This is a genomic window from Microbacterium sp. CFH 31415, from assembly GCF_022538185.1.
In the GTDB taxonomy this organism is placed as follows: Bacteria; Actinomycetota; Actinomycetes; order Actinomycetales; family Microbacteriaceae; genus Microbacterium.
This window is the reverse complement of the sequence record NZ_JAKYXC010000009.1, coordinates 84,067-99,304: the sequence shown is the minus strand read 5'-3', so window position 1 is coordinate 99,304 and position 15,238 is coordinate 84,067. Positions and strand designations below refer to the sequence as shown.

The following is a 15,238-nucleotide window of genomic DNA, read 5'->3' as shown; positions in this document are numbered from 1 at the left end:
GGGCCGCCCCCCCCCCCCCCCCCGCCCCGCCCCCCCCCGCCCCCCCCCCCCCCCCCCCCCCCCCCCCCCCCCACCCCGAGATCTCGATGCCGCGGGCCCGCGCCGCGGCATCCGCCCCTCCTTCTGCTCTCTGCTTTCTCGGAACAGGTGATCTGACGCAAACAGGACGATCTCGCGCAGATCGACCTGTCTACGCCAGATCACCTGTTCTCGTTCGTGCGCCCGCCACCGGCCACCGGCGGTCGATTGGCCCCGGCATCCCGCCGGTATCCTGATCCGATGAGTCCCCTCCGCCCGCTCGACCAGTCCAGCAAGCTCAAGGATGTGCTCTACGAGATCCGCGGGCAGGCACTGGTCGAGGCCGACCGGCTGGAGGACGAGGGGCACACGATCCTGAAGCTCAACACCGGCAACCCGGCGGTGTTCGGCTTCGAGGCGCCGTTCCAGATCGTGCGCGACATGCTCGAGGCCGTGCCGCACGCGCACGGCTACAGCGACAGCCGCGGCATCATGTCGGCGCGTCGCGCGGTCGTGTACCGCTACGAGCAGGACCCGACGTTCCCCGCTTTCGGCCCCGACGACGTCTACCTGGGCAACGGGGTGTCCGAGCTCATCACGATGGTGATGCAGGCGCTCCTCGACGAGGGCGACGAGGTGCTCATCCCCGCGCCCGACTACCCGCTGTGGACCGCCATGACGAGCCTCGGCGGCGGCACCCCCGTGCACTACCTCGCCGACGAGCAGAACGGCTGGCAGCCCGACCTCGACGACATCCGCGCGAAGGTCACCCCCCGCACCAAGGCCATCGTCGTGATCAACCCCAACAACCCCACCGGTGCGGTCTACTCGCGCGAGGTGCTCGAGGGGATGGCCGAGATCGCGCGCGAGAACTCGCTTCTCGTGCTCTCCGACGAGATCTACGACCGCATCCTGTTCGACGACGCCACGCACATCCCGATGGCCTCCGTCGCGCCCGATCTGCTGGTGCTGACGTTCAACGGCCTCTCCAAGACGTACCGTGTGGCCGGCTACCGTTCCGGCTGGCTCGTCATCACGGGGCCGAAGTCGCACGCCTCGGGCTTCCTCGAGGGGATCACGCTGCTGGCGTCGACGAGGCTGTGCCCGAACGTGCCGGCGCAGCATGCGGTGCAGGCGGCGCTCTCGGGCGTGCAGTCCATCGATGCGCTCATCGCGCCGACGGGGCGTCTTCACGAGCAGCGGGACGCCGCCTGGGAGGGTCTCGAGGCCATCCCCGGCGTCACGTGCGTGCGGCCGCAGGGCGCGCTGTACGCGTTCCCCCGACTCGACCCCGAGGTGTACGAGATCCGCGACGACGCGAAGCTGGTGTACGACTTCCTCGTCGCCGAGCACGTGCTGCTGGTGCAGGGCACCGGCTTCAACTGGCCGACGCACGACCACCTGCGCATCGTGACCCTTCCCGAGGCGCGCGTGCTCTCGGAGGCCATCGAACGTCTCGGCAACTTCCTGTCGTCGTACAAGCAGTGACGCGGGACGGATGCCGCGTCATCCGTCAACCCCTCCCGCTGCCGCCCGTCTCGGACGTAGCGTCGCAGCATGGCCATCGAACTGAATCGTCCCGCCCTGAAGCATGCGCGTGCGCTCGTGCGCGACGGCAAGGTCGTGCGCGACGACCGGGATGCGTGGTCGGAGGCGGCGCCGACCCCCGATGAGGAGAACGCGTTCATCGAGCGCGAGGGGTGGACCGAGTACTCGCACTGGCATCTCGGCATCGACAAGAGCGAGGATCGCCAGACGAAGGGCGCCTACTCGTTCCCGTTCGGAGACTTCCGAAAGGTGCATCGATCGGGTGTCATCTCGGGCGAGAGCCGCGCCGGCCAGCACGGCCACGATGAGATCCGCGACGCGCTCAAGGCGCTCCGGGAGCTGATCGACCAGGACGAGAGCTGACGTCAGGACCGGTCACGACGCTGTGACAGGCCCCGGCGTCGGTGTGGGGCGGGCGGGCGACTACAGCAGCGCGAGCGACGTCGCGCGCCAGCGCCCGTCCATGCCCTCGAGGCGCAGCGCGACGGCACGCGTGCGGGCGGGACCCTGCACGATCACGACCGACTCGACCACGCCGTCAGCGGGCGACGAGTGATGCACCGAGAGGATCGCGTGCACCGGGCGCATCGCGGGGACGCCGCGGGCGCTGCGGGCACGCGCCGCGAGGTTGGATCTCGTGACGAGCTTGCGGTACGGCTCTTCGGTGAGCCAGCGCGCGAGCTGGTCGACTTCGCGCACCCCCGCGAGCACTTCGAGGACGCCTCGCGTGATGTTGCGGAGGAACGGCTCGGGCTCGGGGAGCGCGGTGGACGGCGTGCGCTGCGGCGCGAAGAACTCAGAGAGCTCGACGGCGCCGCCGGGCACGCGGAAGACGCGGGCGGAGCCCGCGGGCGTCATTGCCATGGGTGCCTATCTCGACAGGGGGGATGTCTTGCGGACAGTAGAACACACGGTCGTCTTACGGGGAGAATCAGCGGCGGGCATTGTGGATAACTTGTGATCCACTCGTGATGATTCGCCTACTCTCGCTGGGTGCGCTGGGACCGGTTCTTCGACGATCTCGAAGATCAGCTCGCCTCCGAGTGGGAGGCGGAGCGCGCGGCCCTCGATACCGAGGCGGAGCGGCTGAGGCTGTCGCGGGTCGCCCTTCACGAGCGGCTGAGCCTGCTGACGGCGCGGGATGCCGCGGCCCCGGTCATCTCGATCGAGCTGTCCGACGCCACGACGCTGCGTGCCACCGTGACGGGGATCGGAGCGGACTGGGTGGCCCTGCACGCCGCGGAGGGCGGGCCCGGAGCCGTGGTGGTGCCTTTCACGGGGATCGTCGGGATCGGGATGCCGCACCACGACCTGCTGCGCAGCGCGCGCCCCGCGCCGCCGCGCTCCGCCGTCGCCGAGCGAATGACCTTCGGCTTCGTCCTGCGCGACCTCGTGCGTCGCCGTGCGGGGGTGGCTGTCCACCTCACCACGGGGCGTGCGCTCACCGGCACGATCGACCGCGCCGGCGCCGACCACCTCGACCTCGCGCTGCACGACCCCGGTACGCCGCGTCGCGCGGACGCGATCGCCGGGCACCGGATCGTGCCGTTCAGCGCGGTCGCGTGGGTGCGCGTCGAGGGGAGCGCGCCGATCGTGTGATGGCCCCGGTCATGCCAGGCCGGCGGGGCGTTGCGCCGGCGGTGGCGATGCCCCGTCGAGAGGCGGGGCGTCAGTCGGGGTGGCGGACCGAGCCTGTGCCCCACAGCTCGGGGAAGCTCGCGTTCTGCGCCTGCTGCCAGAGCGCCGTGCGCCGCGCCTCCTCGGCCTGGTCGTCGAGGTAGGCGTCGACGCTCGCCTCCTCCACACGCCAGCGCGCGGGGGAGCCCACGCGCATGCCGCGCAGCCGGCCCTCCAGCACGAGCGCCATCACCTCGTCGACGGACACGCCGAGCACCTCTCCCACCTGAGCAGGAGCGAGCATGCGCACGTCCGAAGTCGGGATCTCGGGCATGAGCCCATTATGGCCTCGCCCCGGTGCGGGGGGACCGGCGGCACAACGGCTGTGGATAAAGAATCCGGCCGATGCGCGGCCTGGGTGACGATGGGGGGATGACCGCCCTCGACGCCGCCCGCACCCCTCGCCGAGCCTTCTGGGGTGACGCCCGATTCTTGCTCGGCATGCTGCTCATCGTCGCCTCGGTCGCCGGCGTCTGGTTCGTCGTCTCGGCCGCGCGCCAGACGGCGCCCGCGTTCGCCGCGGCGCGCACGATCGTGCCGGGCGAGGCCATCACGGCCGACGACCTCCGCGAGGTCGATGTCGCTCTCGGCCCGATCGGCGGCGCGTACCTGACGCCGGAGCAGCTCGAGACCGACGTCGTGGCGACGCGCACGATCGCCGAAGGAGAGCTCGTCCCCTGGGCGGCGGTGGGCGACGCGACCGGCTCGCGCACCACCCACGTCGTGGTGCGCAGCGCCGTCGAGGTGCCGTCCTCGGTCGACACCGGCTCGGTCGTCGAGGTCTGGGCGGCGCCGCTCGAGGAGACCGGGGAGTACGCGAAGCCGCGCATCCTGGTGGCGGATGCGACCGTCGTCTCCGTCGCGCGCGACGACTCGATGATGGGCGGCGGCGCGTCAGCGGTCGAGCTCGTCATCCCGCGGGCGGATGTCGCGGCCACCCTGGCGGCGATGGCCGGCGAATCGGCGCTCTCGGTCGTCCCGACGGCGGGCGCGGGATCGTGAGAGTCCTCGTCGCGGTCGACGCCGGCGCCGCGCTGTGCGACGGGCTGCGCCGCGAAGGCCTCGAGGTGGTGGCGGCGGTCGAGGCATCCGCTCTCTCCCGCGTTGCCGAGGACAGGATGCTCGGAGCCGCCGGCGAGCGGATGCTGCGGGCGGTGGCCGATGCCGACGCCGTCGTGCTCGAGATCACCCGTGAGACCGTGACGGCGTCGGTGGTCGCGCTCTGCGACCGCGCCTCGACGCGCATCGTGCCGGTCTGCGCGGGCCCGGCCGAGGAACGGCTGGCGGCGGCGTTCGGCCTCGAGCGGCCCGTCGGCGTCGACGTCGAGCCGTGGCGTCTCGCCGATCTGCTGGCGTCGACGCCGACGCCCGCCGGCCCGCCTTCAGAAGACACATCACCGTCGGCGCCCCGGCTGATCGCGGTGTGGGGCCCGGCGGGCGCCCCGGGTCGCTCGACCGTCGCGATCGAGCTCGCGGTCGAGCTGGCGAGGGGCGGCCGTCACGTCGGCCTCGTGGATGCCGACACCCACGCTCCGTCCATCGCGCTCGCACTGGGGCTGGCCGACGAGGGCCCGGGGTTCGCGGCGGCCTGCCGCCAGGCGGAGCTCGGCGGACTCGACACCCGCGAGCTCACGCGCGTGAGCATGCCGCTCGGCCGCTCGGGCGTCGACGTGCTGACCGGCATCAACCGTCCGTCCCGCTGGCCGGAGCTCAGCGAGCGGCGCGTCGAGGCTGCCCTGACCGTCTGCCGCGACTGGGCGCACTTCACCGTCGTCGACGTCGCCGCATCGCTCGAGCGCGACGAGGAGATCGTGAGCGACCTCGACGGCCCGCGTCGAAACGCCGCCACCCTCGCGGCGCTGCGGTCGGCCGATCTCGTGGTGGCTGTCGCCGGCGCCGATCCCGTCGGCGTGTCCCGATTCCTGCGCGCGCACGCAGAGCTGCGGTCGACGACCGGGGCGACGCCGATCGCCGTGCTGGCCAACCGCCTGCGACCGGGGGCGCTGGGCATCGATGCGCGCGGACAGGTGCGCCGCACGCTGGACCGCTTCGGCGGCATCCAGGACGTCTGGTTCCTGCCGCAGGACCCGCGGTCCGCCGACGCCGCGCTGCTGGCGGCGCGACCGATCGCCGACGTCGCGCCCCGATCACCCTTCACGCTCGCGCTGCGACGATTCGTGGGGGAGGCCGTCGTCGCACCACCCGCGGCGGAGCGGCCGTCGCGGCGCCGACGCGTCACGCCGACGGAGCGGTTCGCACGCGCCGTCTAGGCTGAGAGCGTGTCGACCCTCAGCGATCTCGTCTACGCCCAAGGCCGCTCGAGTGCGGAGGACGTGGAATGGCTCCACCGTCTCGCGGGCGACGGCCAGCTCCTCGCCGATCTGGCTTTCGCCGACATCGTGCTGTGGGTGCCGACATCCGACGACTCCTTCGTGGCCGTGGCGCACACGCGCCCCAGCGGCGCCGCCACGCTCTTCTATCGCGACATCGTGGGTGACCGCGTGCGTCCGCAATGGCGCACCCAGGTGCGCGACGCGTTCGCGACGGGTCGCATCGTCGACTCCGCCTCGCCGGACTGGTTCGAGGAGACCCCGACCCGCGTGCGCGCCGTGCCCGTCGTGCGCGTCGGCGCCAGCGACGACCGGCAGACGATCGGCGTGCTGACCCGCCACACCAACCTGGGGGAGGCGCGAACGCCCTCACGGCAGCAGATCACGTTCAACGACTGCGCCGACGAGCTGTTCGGCATGGTGGCGACCGGCGACTTCCCCGATATGTCCGCGCCGACCTCGCCTCGACGCGGCGCTCCGCGTGCCTCAGACGGCCTCGTGCGCCTCGACGTCGATGGCATCACGACCTTCGCGAGCCCCAACGCCCTGTCGGCCTTCAACCGGCTCGGCTTCGACGACGAGCTCGAGGGAGAGTCGCTGGTGGAGGTCGTCACGCGCATCCTGCCGGGCAAGCGTCAGTTCGACGAGTCGCTGCCTGTCGTGGTGACAGGCCGCGCACCGTGGCGATCCGACATCGAGTCGCGCGGGGTGACGGTGTCACTGCGCACCATCCCGCTCCGCGACCACGGCAAGCGCATCGGCGCGATCGTGCTCTGCCGCGACGTCACGGAGATCCGCCACCAGGAGCAAGAGCTCATCACCAAGGATGCGACGATCCGCGAGATCCACCACCGCGTCAAGAACAACCTCCAGACCGTCGCATCGCTGCTGCGCATCCAGGCACGCCGCTCCCACAGCGAAGAGGCACGCGAGGCGCTGACCCAGGCCATGCGCCGAGTCTCGGCGATCGCGGTGGTGCACGACACCCTCTCCGAGGGGCTCGCGCAGAACGTCGACTTCGACGAGGTGTTCGACCGCGTGCTCAAGCTCGTCGCCGAAGTCGCCGCGGCACCCAACACCCGCGCGAAGACCCACTCGACCGGCCGCTTCGGCACCCTCCCGAGCGAGTATGCGACGCCGCTCGCGCTCGCGCTCACCGAGCTCGTGACCAACGCCGTCGAGCACGGGCTCGCCGGCCAGGAGGGCGACGTCGAGATCATCGCCGAGCGCACAGACGAGCGCCTCGAGGTGCGCGTGCGCGACACCGGCTCCGGGCTGCCCGAGGGCCAGGTCGGTCGCGGGCTCGGCACGCAGATCGTCCGCACACTCATCCAGGGCGAGCTCGGCGGCACGATCGACTGGCACACCATCACGGGCAGCGGCACCGAGGTCACGATCGATATCCCGCTGCGCTACATCGAACGCGCGCGCGACTGAGTCGCTGCGCGAGGCCGTCGACGGCTTCGGGATGCCTCGGCCGCGGCATCCGCTCGCCCTTCACCGACCTCGCGTCGCGTACTGCTGCTGCCTCCGCGGTCGTGGCTGTTCCCCGGGGCGTTGCCGGGGCCGTTGCCGTTGCCGTTGCCGTTGCCGTTGCCGAGAACAGGTGTTCTGGCGGGGACAGGAAGATTCGCCGCGAAACGTCCTGCCTCGGTCAGATCTCCTGTTCTGGGCGAAGAGGTGACCGGGTGACGGACGGCGCGGGACAGGGCGGCGGGGGACGGCGGCGGGAACGGCGCGGACGGGACGGCGCAGCCGACCATGGGGTGAACGGACTCGGCCACTCGTCGCCCAGAAACAGGCCGTCGCCCGGAACAGGTGTTCTGGCGAGAACAGGAGGATTCGCTGCGAAACGTCCTGCCTCGGCCAGCGGTCCTGTTCTGGGCGAAGAGGTGCCCGGGTGAGCACGGCGCCGGACAGGGGCGGCGGGGGATCCACGAAGGGCGATGGGGGCCAACGAAGGGCGATGGGGGCCAACGAAGGGCAATGGGGACCTACGAAGGGCGATGGGGACCCACGAATGGCGATAGGGACCCATGAAAGGCGATGTGGGTCCACGAAGGGCGATGTGGGTCCACGAAGGGCGATGGGGACCAGCGAAAGGCGACGCGGGGCGACGGGCGCTGGCAGTAATACCCGGGCGGGCCCCTGGGCCGAAGCCCGGGCGCGCGTCAGGAAGCGCGGCGGGCGCGTGCGGCGCGGCGCTTGAGGGCGCGACGCTCGTCTTCGGAGAGACCGCCCCAGACGCCCGAGTCCTGACCGGTCTCAAGGGCGTACTGCAGGCAGATCTCGGTCACGGTGCAGCGAGCACACACCGACTTGGCCTTCTCGATCTGGTCGACGGCCGGCCCGGTGTTCCCCACGGGGAAGAACAGCTCGGGGTCGACAGTCAGGCAGGCGGCCTTATCGCGCCAGTCCATGGTGGTGCTCCTTGATACGAGAGGGTTCTGAGAGTGAGGACACCGAATTCGGGTCCGGTACCCTGTGGGGTGTGCGAGCGACTCGCTCGCCCCACGTCGCTGTGGGAGCACACGGCTTCACCAATCGTCCCATAGCGGTTTACCTGAATCAAGGGATGAGCGTCAGGATTCTGTGCAACTTGCTGAGTATTCCCTTTGCGACATAGAGGGTTCGCACAATCTGCGGCCCGGTCACCGGAAAGAACGTTAGGTATGCGAACAAACACGATCGGACGCGTCGGCGCTCTCCTCGTCGGCCTCGAGGGACTGGGGCTCGTGGCGCTGACCGTGTGGCAGGTCATCGCCGTCTTCGCGGGCGACACTGCGGTGATCGACACCGCGCTCGCACTGCTGGTCCTGACAGCGGTCGGCGCGGCGATCGTGATCGCGTTCGCGGTCGCGATCTGGCGGGATCAGTCGTGGGGCCGCTCGGGCGCGATCGTCCTGCAGCTGCTGATCCTGGCGGTCGCCCTCGGCGCGGCCACGGGGTCGTACGCCGAGCCGATCGTCGCCCTGTGGCTGGCTGTGCCCGCGGTGATCGTGCTCGTGCTGCTCGTCCTCGTCGTACGCGATGCCGGCCGCCGTGCGCGCGCTGAGGCGCCCGAAGGCGAGCCCACCTGACCGCGGGCCGCTGACCTCCCTGCTGCGCGCGGACGCGGGGCTCAGGCCGCGTCGAGTCCGACGAGCTTGCGGACCCGGGCGACGTGGCCCGTCGCCTTGACGTTGTAGAGCGCGTGCTCGATGCGTCCGTCGGCGCCGATGATGAAGGTCGAGCGCAGCACGCCGGTGATCTTCTTGCCGTAGTTGAGCTTCTCTCCCCACGCGCCGTACGCCTCGTGCACCGCGTGGTCGGGGTCGCTCAGGAGGTCGAACGTGAGGGAATCGCGCTCACGGAAGCGGCGGAGCTTCTCGGGTGCGTCGCGCGAGATGCCGAGCACCGCATATCCGGCGGCCTGCAGCGGGGCGAGGCTGTCGCGGAAGTCGCACGCCTCGGTCGTGCAGCCCGGGGTCATGGCCTCCGGGTAGAAGAACAGCACCACGCCCCGGCCGCGCAGCGACCCGAGCGATACGGAGCGGTCGTCCTGGTCGACGAGAGTGAAGTCGGGTGCGGGGGAGCCGGGTTCGAGGCGCGTGGTCACGCCTCCAGCCTAAGCGCCGTCGCGCTGGGCGGTGGCGTCGCGCTTGGCGAACGTCTCGAGTAGACGCTGCAGCGAGTCGAGCCGCGCCTCGCCGCCGGGTCCGAGACGACCCTCGGCGACCGCCTCGACGATCGCGCAGTCCGGCGCGTCGGTCAGGTGCGTGCACCCGCGCGGGCATTCCTCTGCGATCTCGGCCAGATCGGTGAAGGCGCGCAGGATGTTGGCCGGGTCGACGTGTCCGAGGCCGAACGAGCGCACGCCGGGGGTGTCGATGACCCATCCGCTGCCGCCGTCGCCGCGGTAGCGCAGCGACACGGTCGAACTCGACGTGTGGCGGCCGCGGCCGGTCACCTCGTTCACGTGCCCGGTCGCGCGCCGGGCCTCGGGCACCAGCGCGTTGACCAGAGTGGACTTCCCCACTCCGGAGTGGCCGACGAACACGGTGGAGTGGCCGATGAGCGCGGCGCCGATGCGGTCGAGCGGCATGCCGGCCGCCGGATCGTCTTCGGTGCCGAGGGCGCTCGTGAACACCTCGAGGTCGAGCCCCTCGAAGTGCGCGAGGAACTCGGTCGGGTCGGCGAGGTCTGTCTTCGTGACGACGAGGAGGGGACGGATGCCGGCATCCAGCGCCGCGACGAGGTAGCGGTCGACGAGCCGGGCGCGCGGCTCCGGATCGGCGGCGGCGACGACGACGAGCATCTGGTCGGCGTTGGCGACGATGACCCGCTCGACCTGGTCGGTGTCGTCGGCGCTGCGTCGCAGCAGCGACGTGCGGTCCTCGATGCCGACGATGCGTGACAGGGTGCCCTGGTCGCCGCTCGTATCGCCCACCACCCGCGCACGGTCGCCGGTCACGATCGGGGTCTTGCGCAGCTCGCGGGCCCGCACCGCCGAGATCGCGCGCTCGCCGGCGCCGTCCTCGTCGACGAGCACGGTGTACCGACCGCGGTCCACGCCGAGCACGCGCGCGATGCGGGCGTCGGAGTGAGCAGGGCGGCGCTTCGTGCGGGGACGGTTCGCTTTCGGGTTGGGCCGGACGCGCACGTCGGCCTCGTCGAACTCGGGTTCGTCGTCCTCGTCGGAATCGTCGAGCCAGCTCACGATGCCCGCATCGCCTCCGCGTGATGACCGGCGGCCGAGCCGTCGTCGTCGAGCATGGCCTGCCAGAGCTCGGGGAACTCGGGCATCGTCTTGGCGGTCGTGCCGATGTCGTCGACCTCGACGCCCGGCACGACGAGGCCGATCAGCGCACCTGTCGTCGCCATGCGGTGGTCGTGGTGCGCGTGCCACGCGCCGCCGTGCAGTGGCCGGGGAACGATGCGGATGCCGTCGGGAAGCTCGTCGGCCTCGCCGCCGAGACCGCGCAGCTCGCCGACGAGCGCCGCGATGCGGTCGGTCTCGTGGCCGCGGATGTGCCCGATGCCGTGCAGCGTCGACGGCGTCTCGGCGAACGCGGCGAGCGCGAAGATCGTGGGCGTGAGCTCGCCGGCCGCCGACAGATCGAGGTCGACCCCCTGGATGCCGGCCGCCCCTGCCGTCACCGTGAGCGCCCCGCCGCGGCGCTGAACCCGCGCGCCCATGAGGGACAGGATGTCGGTGAGCATCGCGCCGGGCTGTGTCGAGTGCGCCGGCCAGCCGGTGACGGAGACCGAGCCGCCGACGAGCATCGCGGCAGCGAGGAACGGGGCGGCGTTGGAGAGGTCGGGTTCGATCGCCACATCCTTGCCGCGGACGGGCCCGGCGGGGACGATCCATTCGCCCTGCGCAGGCCGCTCGACGTGGACGCCGCGGTGCGCGAGTGCTTCGACCGTCATGTCGATGTGCGGGATGCTGGGCAGCCGGGCGCCCGAGTGGTGAAGGTGCAGGCCGACGTCGAAGCGGGGCGCGGCGAGCAGCAGACCGGAGACGAACTGGCTGGACGCACTCGCGTCGATCGTCACCTCGCCGCCCCGCGTGTGGCCGTGGCCGCGGACGATGAAGGGGAGCGCCCACCGGCCGCCGTCGTCGATGTCGACGCCGACGTCGCGCAGTGCGGTGATCATCGCACCCATAGGGCGGTGCAGCGCGCTCTCGTGGGCGGTGATCGTGACGTCGCCCCGCGCGAAGCCGCCCAGGCCGGCCACGAACCGCATGACGGTGCCCGCCTGCCCGCAGTCGACGACGGTGTCGCCGTGCAGGGGCCAGACCGGCGTGACGATGATGTCGTCGCCGAAGCGGCCGGCGCCCGGCCCGAGGGTGATGCCGACTCCGAGAGCCTTCAGCGCCTCGATCATGCGCGCCGAGTCGTCGGAGTGCAGCGGCGAGATCAGGCGGCTCGGACCGTCGGCCAGTGCGGCGAGGATGAGCTCTCGGTTGGTGAGGGACTTCGACCCCGGGACCGTCACCGTGGCGTGCAGCGGACCCGCCGCCACAGGCGCGCGCCAGGGGCCGCGCCCACCGGACGCGGCGGAAGGGGAATAGCCGCTGCCTGTCATCGGGTTCTACCCTACTGAACCCCGTCCCCACGGCCGGGAAAGACGTCACGGAAGCGGAGTCGGATGATCGCCACCCTCGAGCGCCTCGATACCGAGGCACCTCTGCGCGACCCCTCGGATGACACGAGGTCCGTCGCCGTAGACTGGCGCGTGATGAGCGAGCCGATCGAGCAGGAGCAGGACGCGCGCGGACAGTTCGAAGAGCAGGCGCTGCCCTTCATGGACCAGCTGTACGCGGCCGCGATGCGCATGACGCGCAACCCGGCGGACGCGGCCGACCTCGTGCAGGAGACCTTCGTCAAGGCGTTCGCCTCGTGGAAGACCTTCACGCAGGGGACCAATCTGAAGGCGTGGCTCTACCGCATCCTGACGAACACGTACATCAACACGTACCGCAAGAAGCAGCGCGAGCCCTACCAGGGCACGATCGACGACCTCGAGGACTGGCAGCTCGGCGGCGCCGAGTCGACCACGGCCACCAGCACCCGCTCGGCCGAAGCGGAGGCGATCGACCACATGCCCGCGTCAGCGGTCAAAGACGCGCTGCAATCCATCCCGGAGGACTTCCGGCTGGCGGTGTACCTCGCAGACGTCGAGGGGTTCGCCTACCAGGAGATCGCCGACATCATGAAGACCCCGATCGGCACAGTCATGAGCCGTCTGCACCGTGGCAGGCGGATGCTGCGTGAGCTGCTGGCCGACTACGCAAATGAGCGCGGCATCGATACCGCCGCCACGAGGAGCAAGAAATGACGGACTGCGGCTGCGAGAAGGCGCGGCGCGATCTGGAGGAGTACCTGCGCAACGAGGTGTGCAAGACGAGGCACACCGACATCGCGGAGCACCTCGAGAACTGCACCGAATGCCGTGACGAGGCACTCGTCGCCACCACCCTCACCGAGGTCGTGGCGCGCGCGTGCAAGGAGACCGCTCCCGAGGAGCTCCGAGACCAGGTCCTGGCCAAGCTCCGGGCCGTCCAGGCCACGCACTGATACCTCAGCGGGCGCGCCGGCAGGCCGTCAGCCGGCACCACCCGGCTGCGCGGGGCGCGCGAACACGGTGAGCGCCCGGGCCGCCACGTCGACCGTGAGCGGCAGCGCGCCGATCGGATCGCCGTCGGCGTAGGCGGTGACCCCCGGCGCTGAGAGCCGCACCGACCGCACACGGCGCATCGTCACCTCGGGGATCGTCGCATGCGTGCCCGCGTACACGCGCGGCAGCAGCCGCAACAGTCGCAGCCGCCCGGCAGGCCGCACGAGCACGACATCGAGCAGCCCGTCGGCCGGATCGGCGTCGGGACAGATCGGGATGCCGCCGCCATAGGTGCGACCGTTTCCCACCGTCGCCATCACAAGGTCGCCGGCGACGTGCTCGCGGGTTCCGTCGGCCAGCTCGAGCTCGACCTCGTACGGGATCCCGGTGAGCTTCGCGAACTCGAGCAGCAGCGCGATGTTGTAGCGCGAGCCGCCGCGAGGCCAGCGCATGGCGTTCGCACGGTCGTTCACCTTCGAGTCGAAGCCGCTCGCCAGGACCGTGCCGAAGTACGCCGACGACCCGTCCTCCCGTGTCACGCGTGCGAGGTCGACCGTGCGCGTCGTGCCGGCGGCGATGGCGTCGGCGGCGGCAGTCACGTCGAGGTCCCGCAGTCCGAGCACGTTGGCGAAGTCGTTGCCGGTCCCTGAGGGGATGATGCCGAGCGGGATGCCGGTGCCCGCGATCTCCTGGATCGCGAGGTTCACCGTGCCGTCGCCCCCAGCGACCGCCACCGCATCGGTGCCGAGCGAGATCGCGGCGCGCAGCAGCTCGGTGGACTCGGCCGCGCTGCCGCCGCTGATGATCGCCGTCTTCACGCCGTGGGCGCGGAGGCGGTCGGCGGCGTGCACGGCTGCGCCGGTGTGGGCCCCAGCGCGTGCCGCCGGGTTCACCAGCAGGGCGACGCTCACGCGCCGGAGTCCCGGCCGCCGGGAGTGATGAGCGCGCCGGGGTTCATGATGCCTGGAGGATCGACGACGGCCTTCACCGCGCGCAGGATCTCGACCCCGAGCGGGCCGATCTCGGCCTCGAGGTGATCGCGGTGGTCGCGACCGACGGCGTGGTGGTGGGTGATGGTGCCTCCCGCGTCCATGATGGCGCGGGACGCGGCATCCTTCGCCCGCCCCCATTGCGCGAGCGGATCGGCGGTCAGTGCGGCGACGACGGTGAAGTAGAGCGACGCGCCCGCCGGGTACACGTGCGAGATGTGGCACAGCACGATCGGCTTGGTGCCGGTACGCGTGAGCGCGTCGACGAGGGAGGTGGTCACCGCGGACTTCAGTGCAGACAGACCCGCCCAGGTGGTCGCCGTCTCGAGCGTCTCCGCGAGGATGCCGGAGTCCATCAGGGTGTCGCGCAGGGCGGGTGAGGCGAAGCGGCCGCGCTCCCACGAGCGGGCGGGATCCTCTCCTCGCGACGTGGCCCCGTGAGCGGCGAAGATGTCCTCGAGCGCGGCGCGTGCGGTCTGCGCCTCGCCGGCGGTCGCGCCCTCGAAGGTCGCGATGGCGAGGCATCCGCGCAGCCGCGTGATGTGCCCGCCAATCGCGGCATTGACACGCGTCTCGGTCTCGTCGCTCAGTCGCAGGACGGTGGGACGGATGCCGCGCTGCGTTGCCTCCCGGAAGGCCGCCGCCCCGGACGCGAAGTCGGGGAAGCTCCAGGCGCCGTACTCGGTCGCCGCCGGGACCGCGCGGACACGCACGGTGACCTCGGTGAGCACGCCGAGCGAGCCCTCCGACCCGAGGAACAGCTGCCGCAGGTCCGGACCCGCGGCGCTGGCCGGGGCCCGGCCCAGGCGGAGGTCGCCTGCGGGTGTCGCGACGCGCAGCCCGTGGACGAGGTCGTCGAACCGGCCGTAGCCTCGTGATGCCTGGCCGCTGGAGCGCGTGGCCGCGTATCCGCCGAGCGACGCGAACTCGAAGCTCTGCGGGAAGTGCCCGAGGGTGAGGCCGCGCGGGCGCAGCAGCTCCTCGGCCTGCGGGCCCGTCGTGCCGGCGCCGAAGGTGGCGAGGAGTGAGGTCTCGTCGAGATCGAGGAGCGCCGCGGTGCGGACGAGGTCGAGTGCGATCACGGCGCGATGGGTGCCCGCGTCGGGGTCCACGCCGCCGACGACCGACGTGCCGCCGCCGAAGGGCACGACGGCGAGACCGAGTCGCGCGCATGCCGCGAGCACTGCGGCGACCTCGGCGTGGTCGGCGGGAGAGACGACCGCGTCAGGTGCGGTCTGCGGCTCGTCCAGCCGCCGGCGCAGGAGGTCGGGCGTGCTCTTGCCGCCGAGATGCCAGGTGCGCACGGCGTCGTCGCGTGTGGCGTGGTCGCCGCCCACCACGTCCGCCAGGGCTTCGAGGTCGGCGTCGCCCAGCCGTGACGGCGTGAGGACCGGGCGATCGCGTCGGGGGACGGGATGCGCCCTGCCCGGCAGCAGCGTCGCCATGATCGCCTTCGCGCCGGCCGGGAGCCGCGCGGGCTGAGCGCCCCACGCGTCCCATGCCGATCGCGGGCGCGGCTGGGGGACCGCCAGGGGACGAGGGGGTGAACCCGGGGGCGCCGTCGCGGTCATG

General features: G+C 71.7%; 17 protein-coding genes. 9 read left to right on the top strand and 8 right to left on the bottom strand.

The window, feature by feature from the left end:
* Positions 1 to 279: 279 nt before the first annotated feature.
* Both MK786_RS11210 and MK786_RS11205 read left to right on the top strand, forming a co-directional pair.
* Complete coding sequence (locus MK786_RS11210) at positions 280 to 1,506, top strand: pyridoxal phosphate-dependent aminotransferase (RefSeq protein WP_241112319.1); 1,227 nt, start codon at positions 280 to 282, stop codon at positions 1,504 to 1,506.
* Positions 1,507 to 1,575: 69 nt separating this feature from the next.
* A complete protein-coding gene (locus tag MK786_RS11205) occupies positions 1,576 to 1,929 on the top strand; it encodes a hypothetical protein (RefSeq protein WP_241112318.1) in 354 nt (117 codons plus the stop codon).
* A 60-nt stretch (positions 1,930 to 1,989) separates the two neighbouring features.
* On the opposite strand, the gene MK786_RS11200 is transcribed toward MK786_RS11205, so the two are convergent.
* A complete protein-coding gene (locus MK786_RS11200) occupies positions 1,990 to 2,430 on the bottom strand; it encodes an Rv3235 family protein (protein WP_241112317.1) in 441 nt (146 codons plus the stop codon).
* A gap of 129 nt (positions 2,431 to 2,559) precedes the next feature.
* On the opposite strand from MK786_RS11200, the gene MK786_RS11195 reads away from it, so the two are divergent.
* Positions 2,560 to 3,165: a hypothetical protein gene (locus MK786_RS11195; protein WP_241112316.1), complete on the top strand. Its 606-nt coding sequence runs from the start codon at positions 2,560 to 2,562 to the stop codon at positions 3,163 to 3,165.
* 70 nt (positions 3,166 to 3,235) lie between these two features.
* On the opposite strand, the gene MK786_RS11190 is transcribed toward MK786_RS11195, so the two are convergent.
* Entirely contained in the window at positions 3,236 to 3,517 is a 282-nt protein-coding gene (locus MK786_RS11190) for a helix-turn-helix domain-containing protein (RefSeq protein WP_241112315.1), read from the bottom strand.
* A gap of 98 nt (positions 3,518 to 3,615) precedes the next feature.
* Between MK786_RS11190 and MK786_RS11185 the strand changes: the two genes are divergently transcribed.
* Genes MK786_RS11185 through MK786_RS11175 form a run of 3 tightly spaced genes read left to right on the top strand, consistent with a single transcriptional unit; the run spans position 3,616 to position 7,010 of the window.
* Positions 3,616 to 4,245: an SAF domain-containing protein gene (locus tag MK786_RS11185; protein WP_241112314.1), complete on the top strand. Its 630-nt coding sequence runs from the start codon at positions 3,616 to 3,618 to the stop codon at positions 4,243 to 4,245.
* The gene (locus tag MK786_RS11180; RefSeq protein ID WP_241112313.1) at positions 4,242 to 5,513 is read left to right on the top strand and encodes a P-loop NTPase; all 1,272 of its coding nucleotides are present in this window, start codon (positions 4,242 to 4,244) and stop codon (positions 5,511 to 5,513) included. The genes MK786_RS11185 and MK786_RS11180 overlap by 4 nt, the downstream gene beginning before the upstream one ends.
* A 9-nt stretch (positions 5,514 to 5,522) precedes the next feature.
* Positions 5,523 to 7,010 carry a sensor histidine kinase gene (locus MK786_RS11175; RefSeq protein WP_241112312.1) on the top strand — a complete coding sequence of 496 codons (1,488 nt, stop codon included), beginning with the start codon at positions 5,523 to 5,525 and terminating at the stop codon, positions 7,008 to 7,010.
* Positions 7,011 to 7,744: 734 nt separating this feature from the next.
* Here MK786_RS11175 and MK786_RS11170 read toward each other — a convergent pair.
* Positions 7,745 to 7,993, bottom strand: a complete 249-nt coding sequence (locus MK786_RS11170) for a WhiB family transcriptional regulator (RefSeq protein WP_018171995.1) — start codon at positions 7,991 to 7,993, stop codon at positions 7,745 to 7,747.
* Between the two features lie 252 nt (positions 7,994 to 8,245).
* Here MK786_RS11170 and MK786_RS11165 point away from each other — a divergent pair, with 252 nt between their 5' ends.
* The gene (locus MK786_RS11165) at positions 8,246 to 8,653 is read left to right on the top strand and encodes a histidine kinase (protein WP_241112311.1); all 408 of its coding nucleotides are present in this window, start codon (positions 8,246 to 8,248) and stop codon (positions 8,651 to 8,653) included.
* Between the two features lie 41 nt (positions 8,654 to 8,694).
* Here the strand turns inward: MK786_RS11165 and bcp are convergent, their stop codons facing one another.
* The 3 genes from bcp to aroA are packed head-to-tail and all read right to left on the bottom strand — an operon-like array spanning position 8,695 to position 11,645.
* Entirely contained in the window at positions 8,695 to 9,171 is a 477-nt protein-coding gene (gene bcp, locus MK786_RS11160) for a thioredoxin-dependent thiol peroxidase (protein ID WP_241112310.1), read from the bottom strand.
* Positions 9,172 to 9,180: 9 nt separating this feature from the next.
* Entirely contained in the window at positions 9,181 to 10,272 is a 1,092-nt protein-coding gene (gene rsgA / locus MK786_RS11155) for a ribosome small subunit-dependent GTPase A (protein ID WP_241112309.1), read from the bottom strand.
* A complete protein-coding gene (gene aroA / locus MK786_RS11150) occupies positions 10,269 to 11,645 on the bottom strand; it encodes a 3-phosphoshikimate 1-carboxyvinyltransferase (RefSeq protein ID WP_241112308.1) in 1,377 nt (458 codons plus the stop codon). The genes rsgA and aroA overlap by 4 nt, the downstream gene beginning before the upstream one ends.
* 153 nt (positions 11,646 to 11,798) lie before the next feature.
* Here aroA and MK786_RS11145 point away from each other — a divergent pair, with 153 nt between their 5' ends.
* Together MK786_RS11145 and MK786_RS11140 are read left to right on the top strand one after the other, a co-directional pair.
* Positions 11,799 to 12,398 carry a sigma-70 family RNA polymerase sigma factor gene (locus MK786_RS11145; RefSeq protein ID WP_241112307.1) on the top strand — a complete coding sequence of 200 codons (600 nt, stop codon included), beginning with the start codon at positions 11,799 to 11,801 and terminating at the stop codon, positions 12,396 to 12,398.
* A complete protein-coding gene (locus tag MK786_RS11140; protein WP_241112306.1) occupies positions 12,395 to 12,637 on the top strand; it encodes an alpha-ketoglutarate decarboxylase in 243 nt (80 codons plus the stop codon). Before MK786_RS11145 ends, MK786_RS11140 begins: the two co-directional genes overlap by 4 nt.
* Positions 12,638 to 12,664: 27 nt before the next feature.
* On the opposite strand, the gene MK786_RS11135 is transcribed toward MK786_RS11140, so the two are convergent.
* On the bottom strand, positions 12,665 to 13,588 hold the full coding sequence (locus tag MK786_RS11135) for a diacylglycerol kinase (protein WP_241112305.1): 924 nt from the start codon (positions 13,586 to 13,588) through the stop codon (positions 12,665 to 12,667).
* Entirely contained in the window at positions 13,585 to 15,237 is a 1,653-nt protein-coding gene (locus MK786_RS11130; protein ID WP_241112304.1) for an FAD-binding oxidoreductase, read from the bottom strand. Before MK786_RS11130 ends, MK786_RS11135 begins: the two co-directional genes overlap by 4 nt.
* Between the last annotated feature and the right edge of the window lies 1 nt (position 15,238).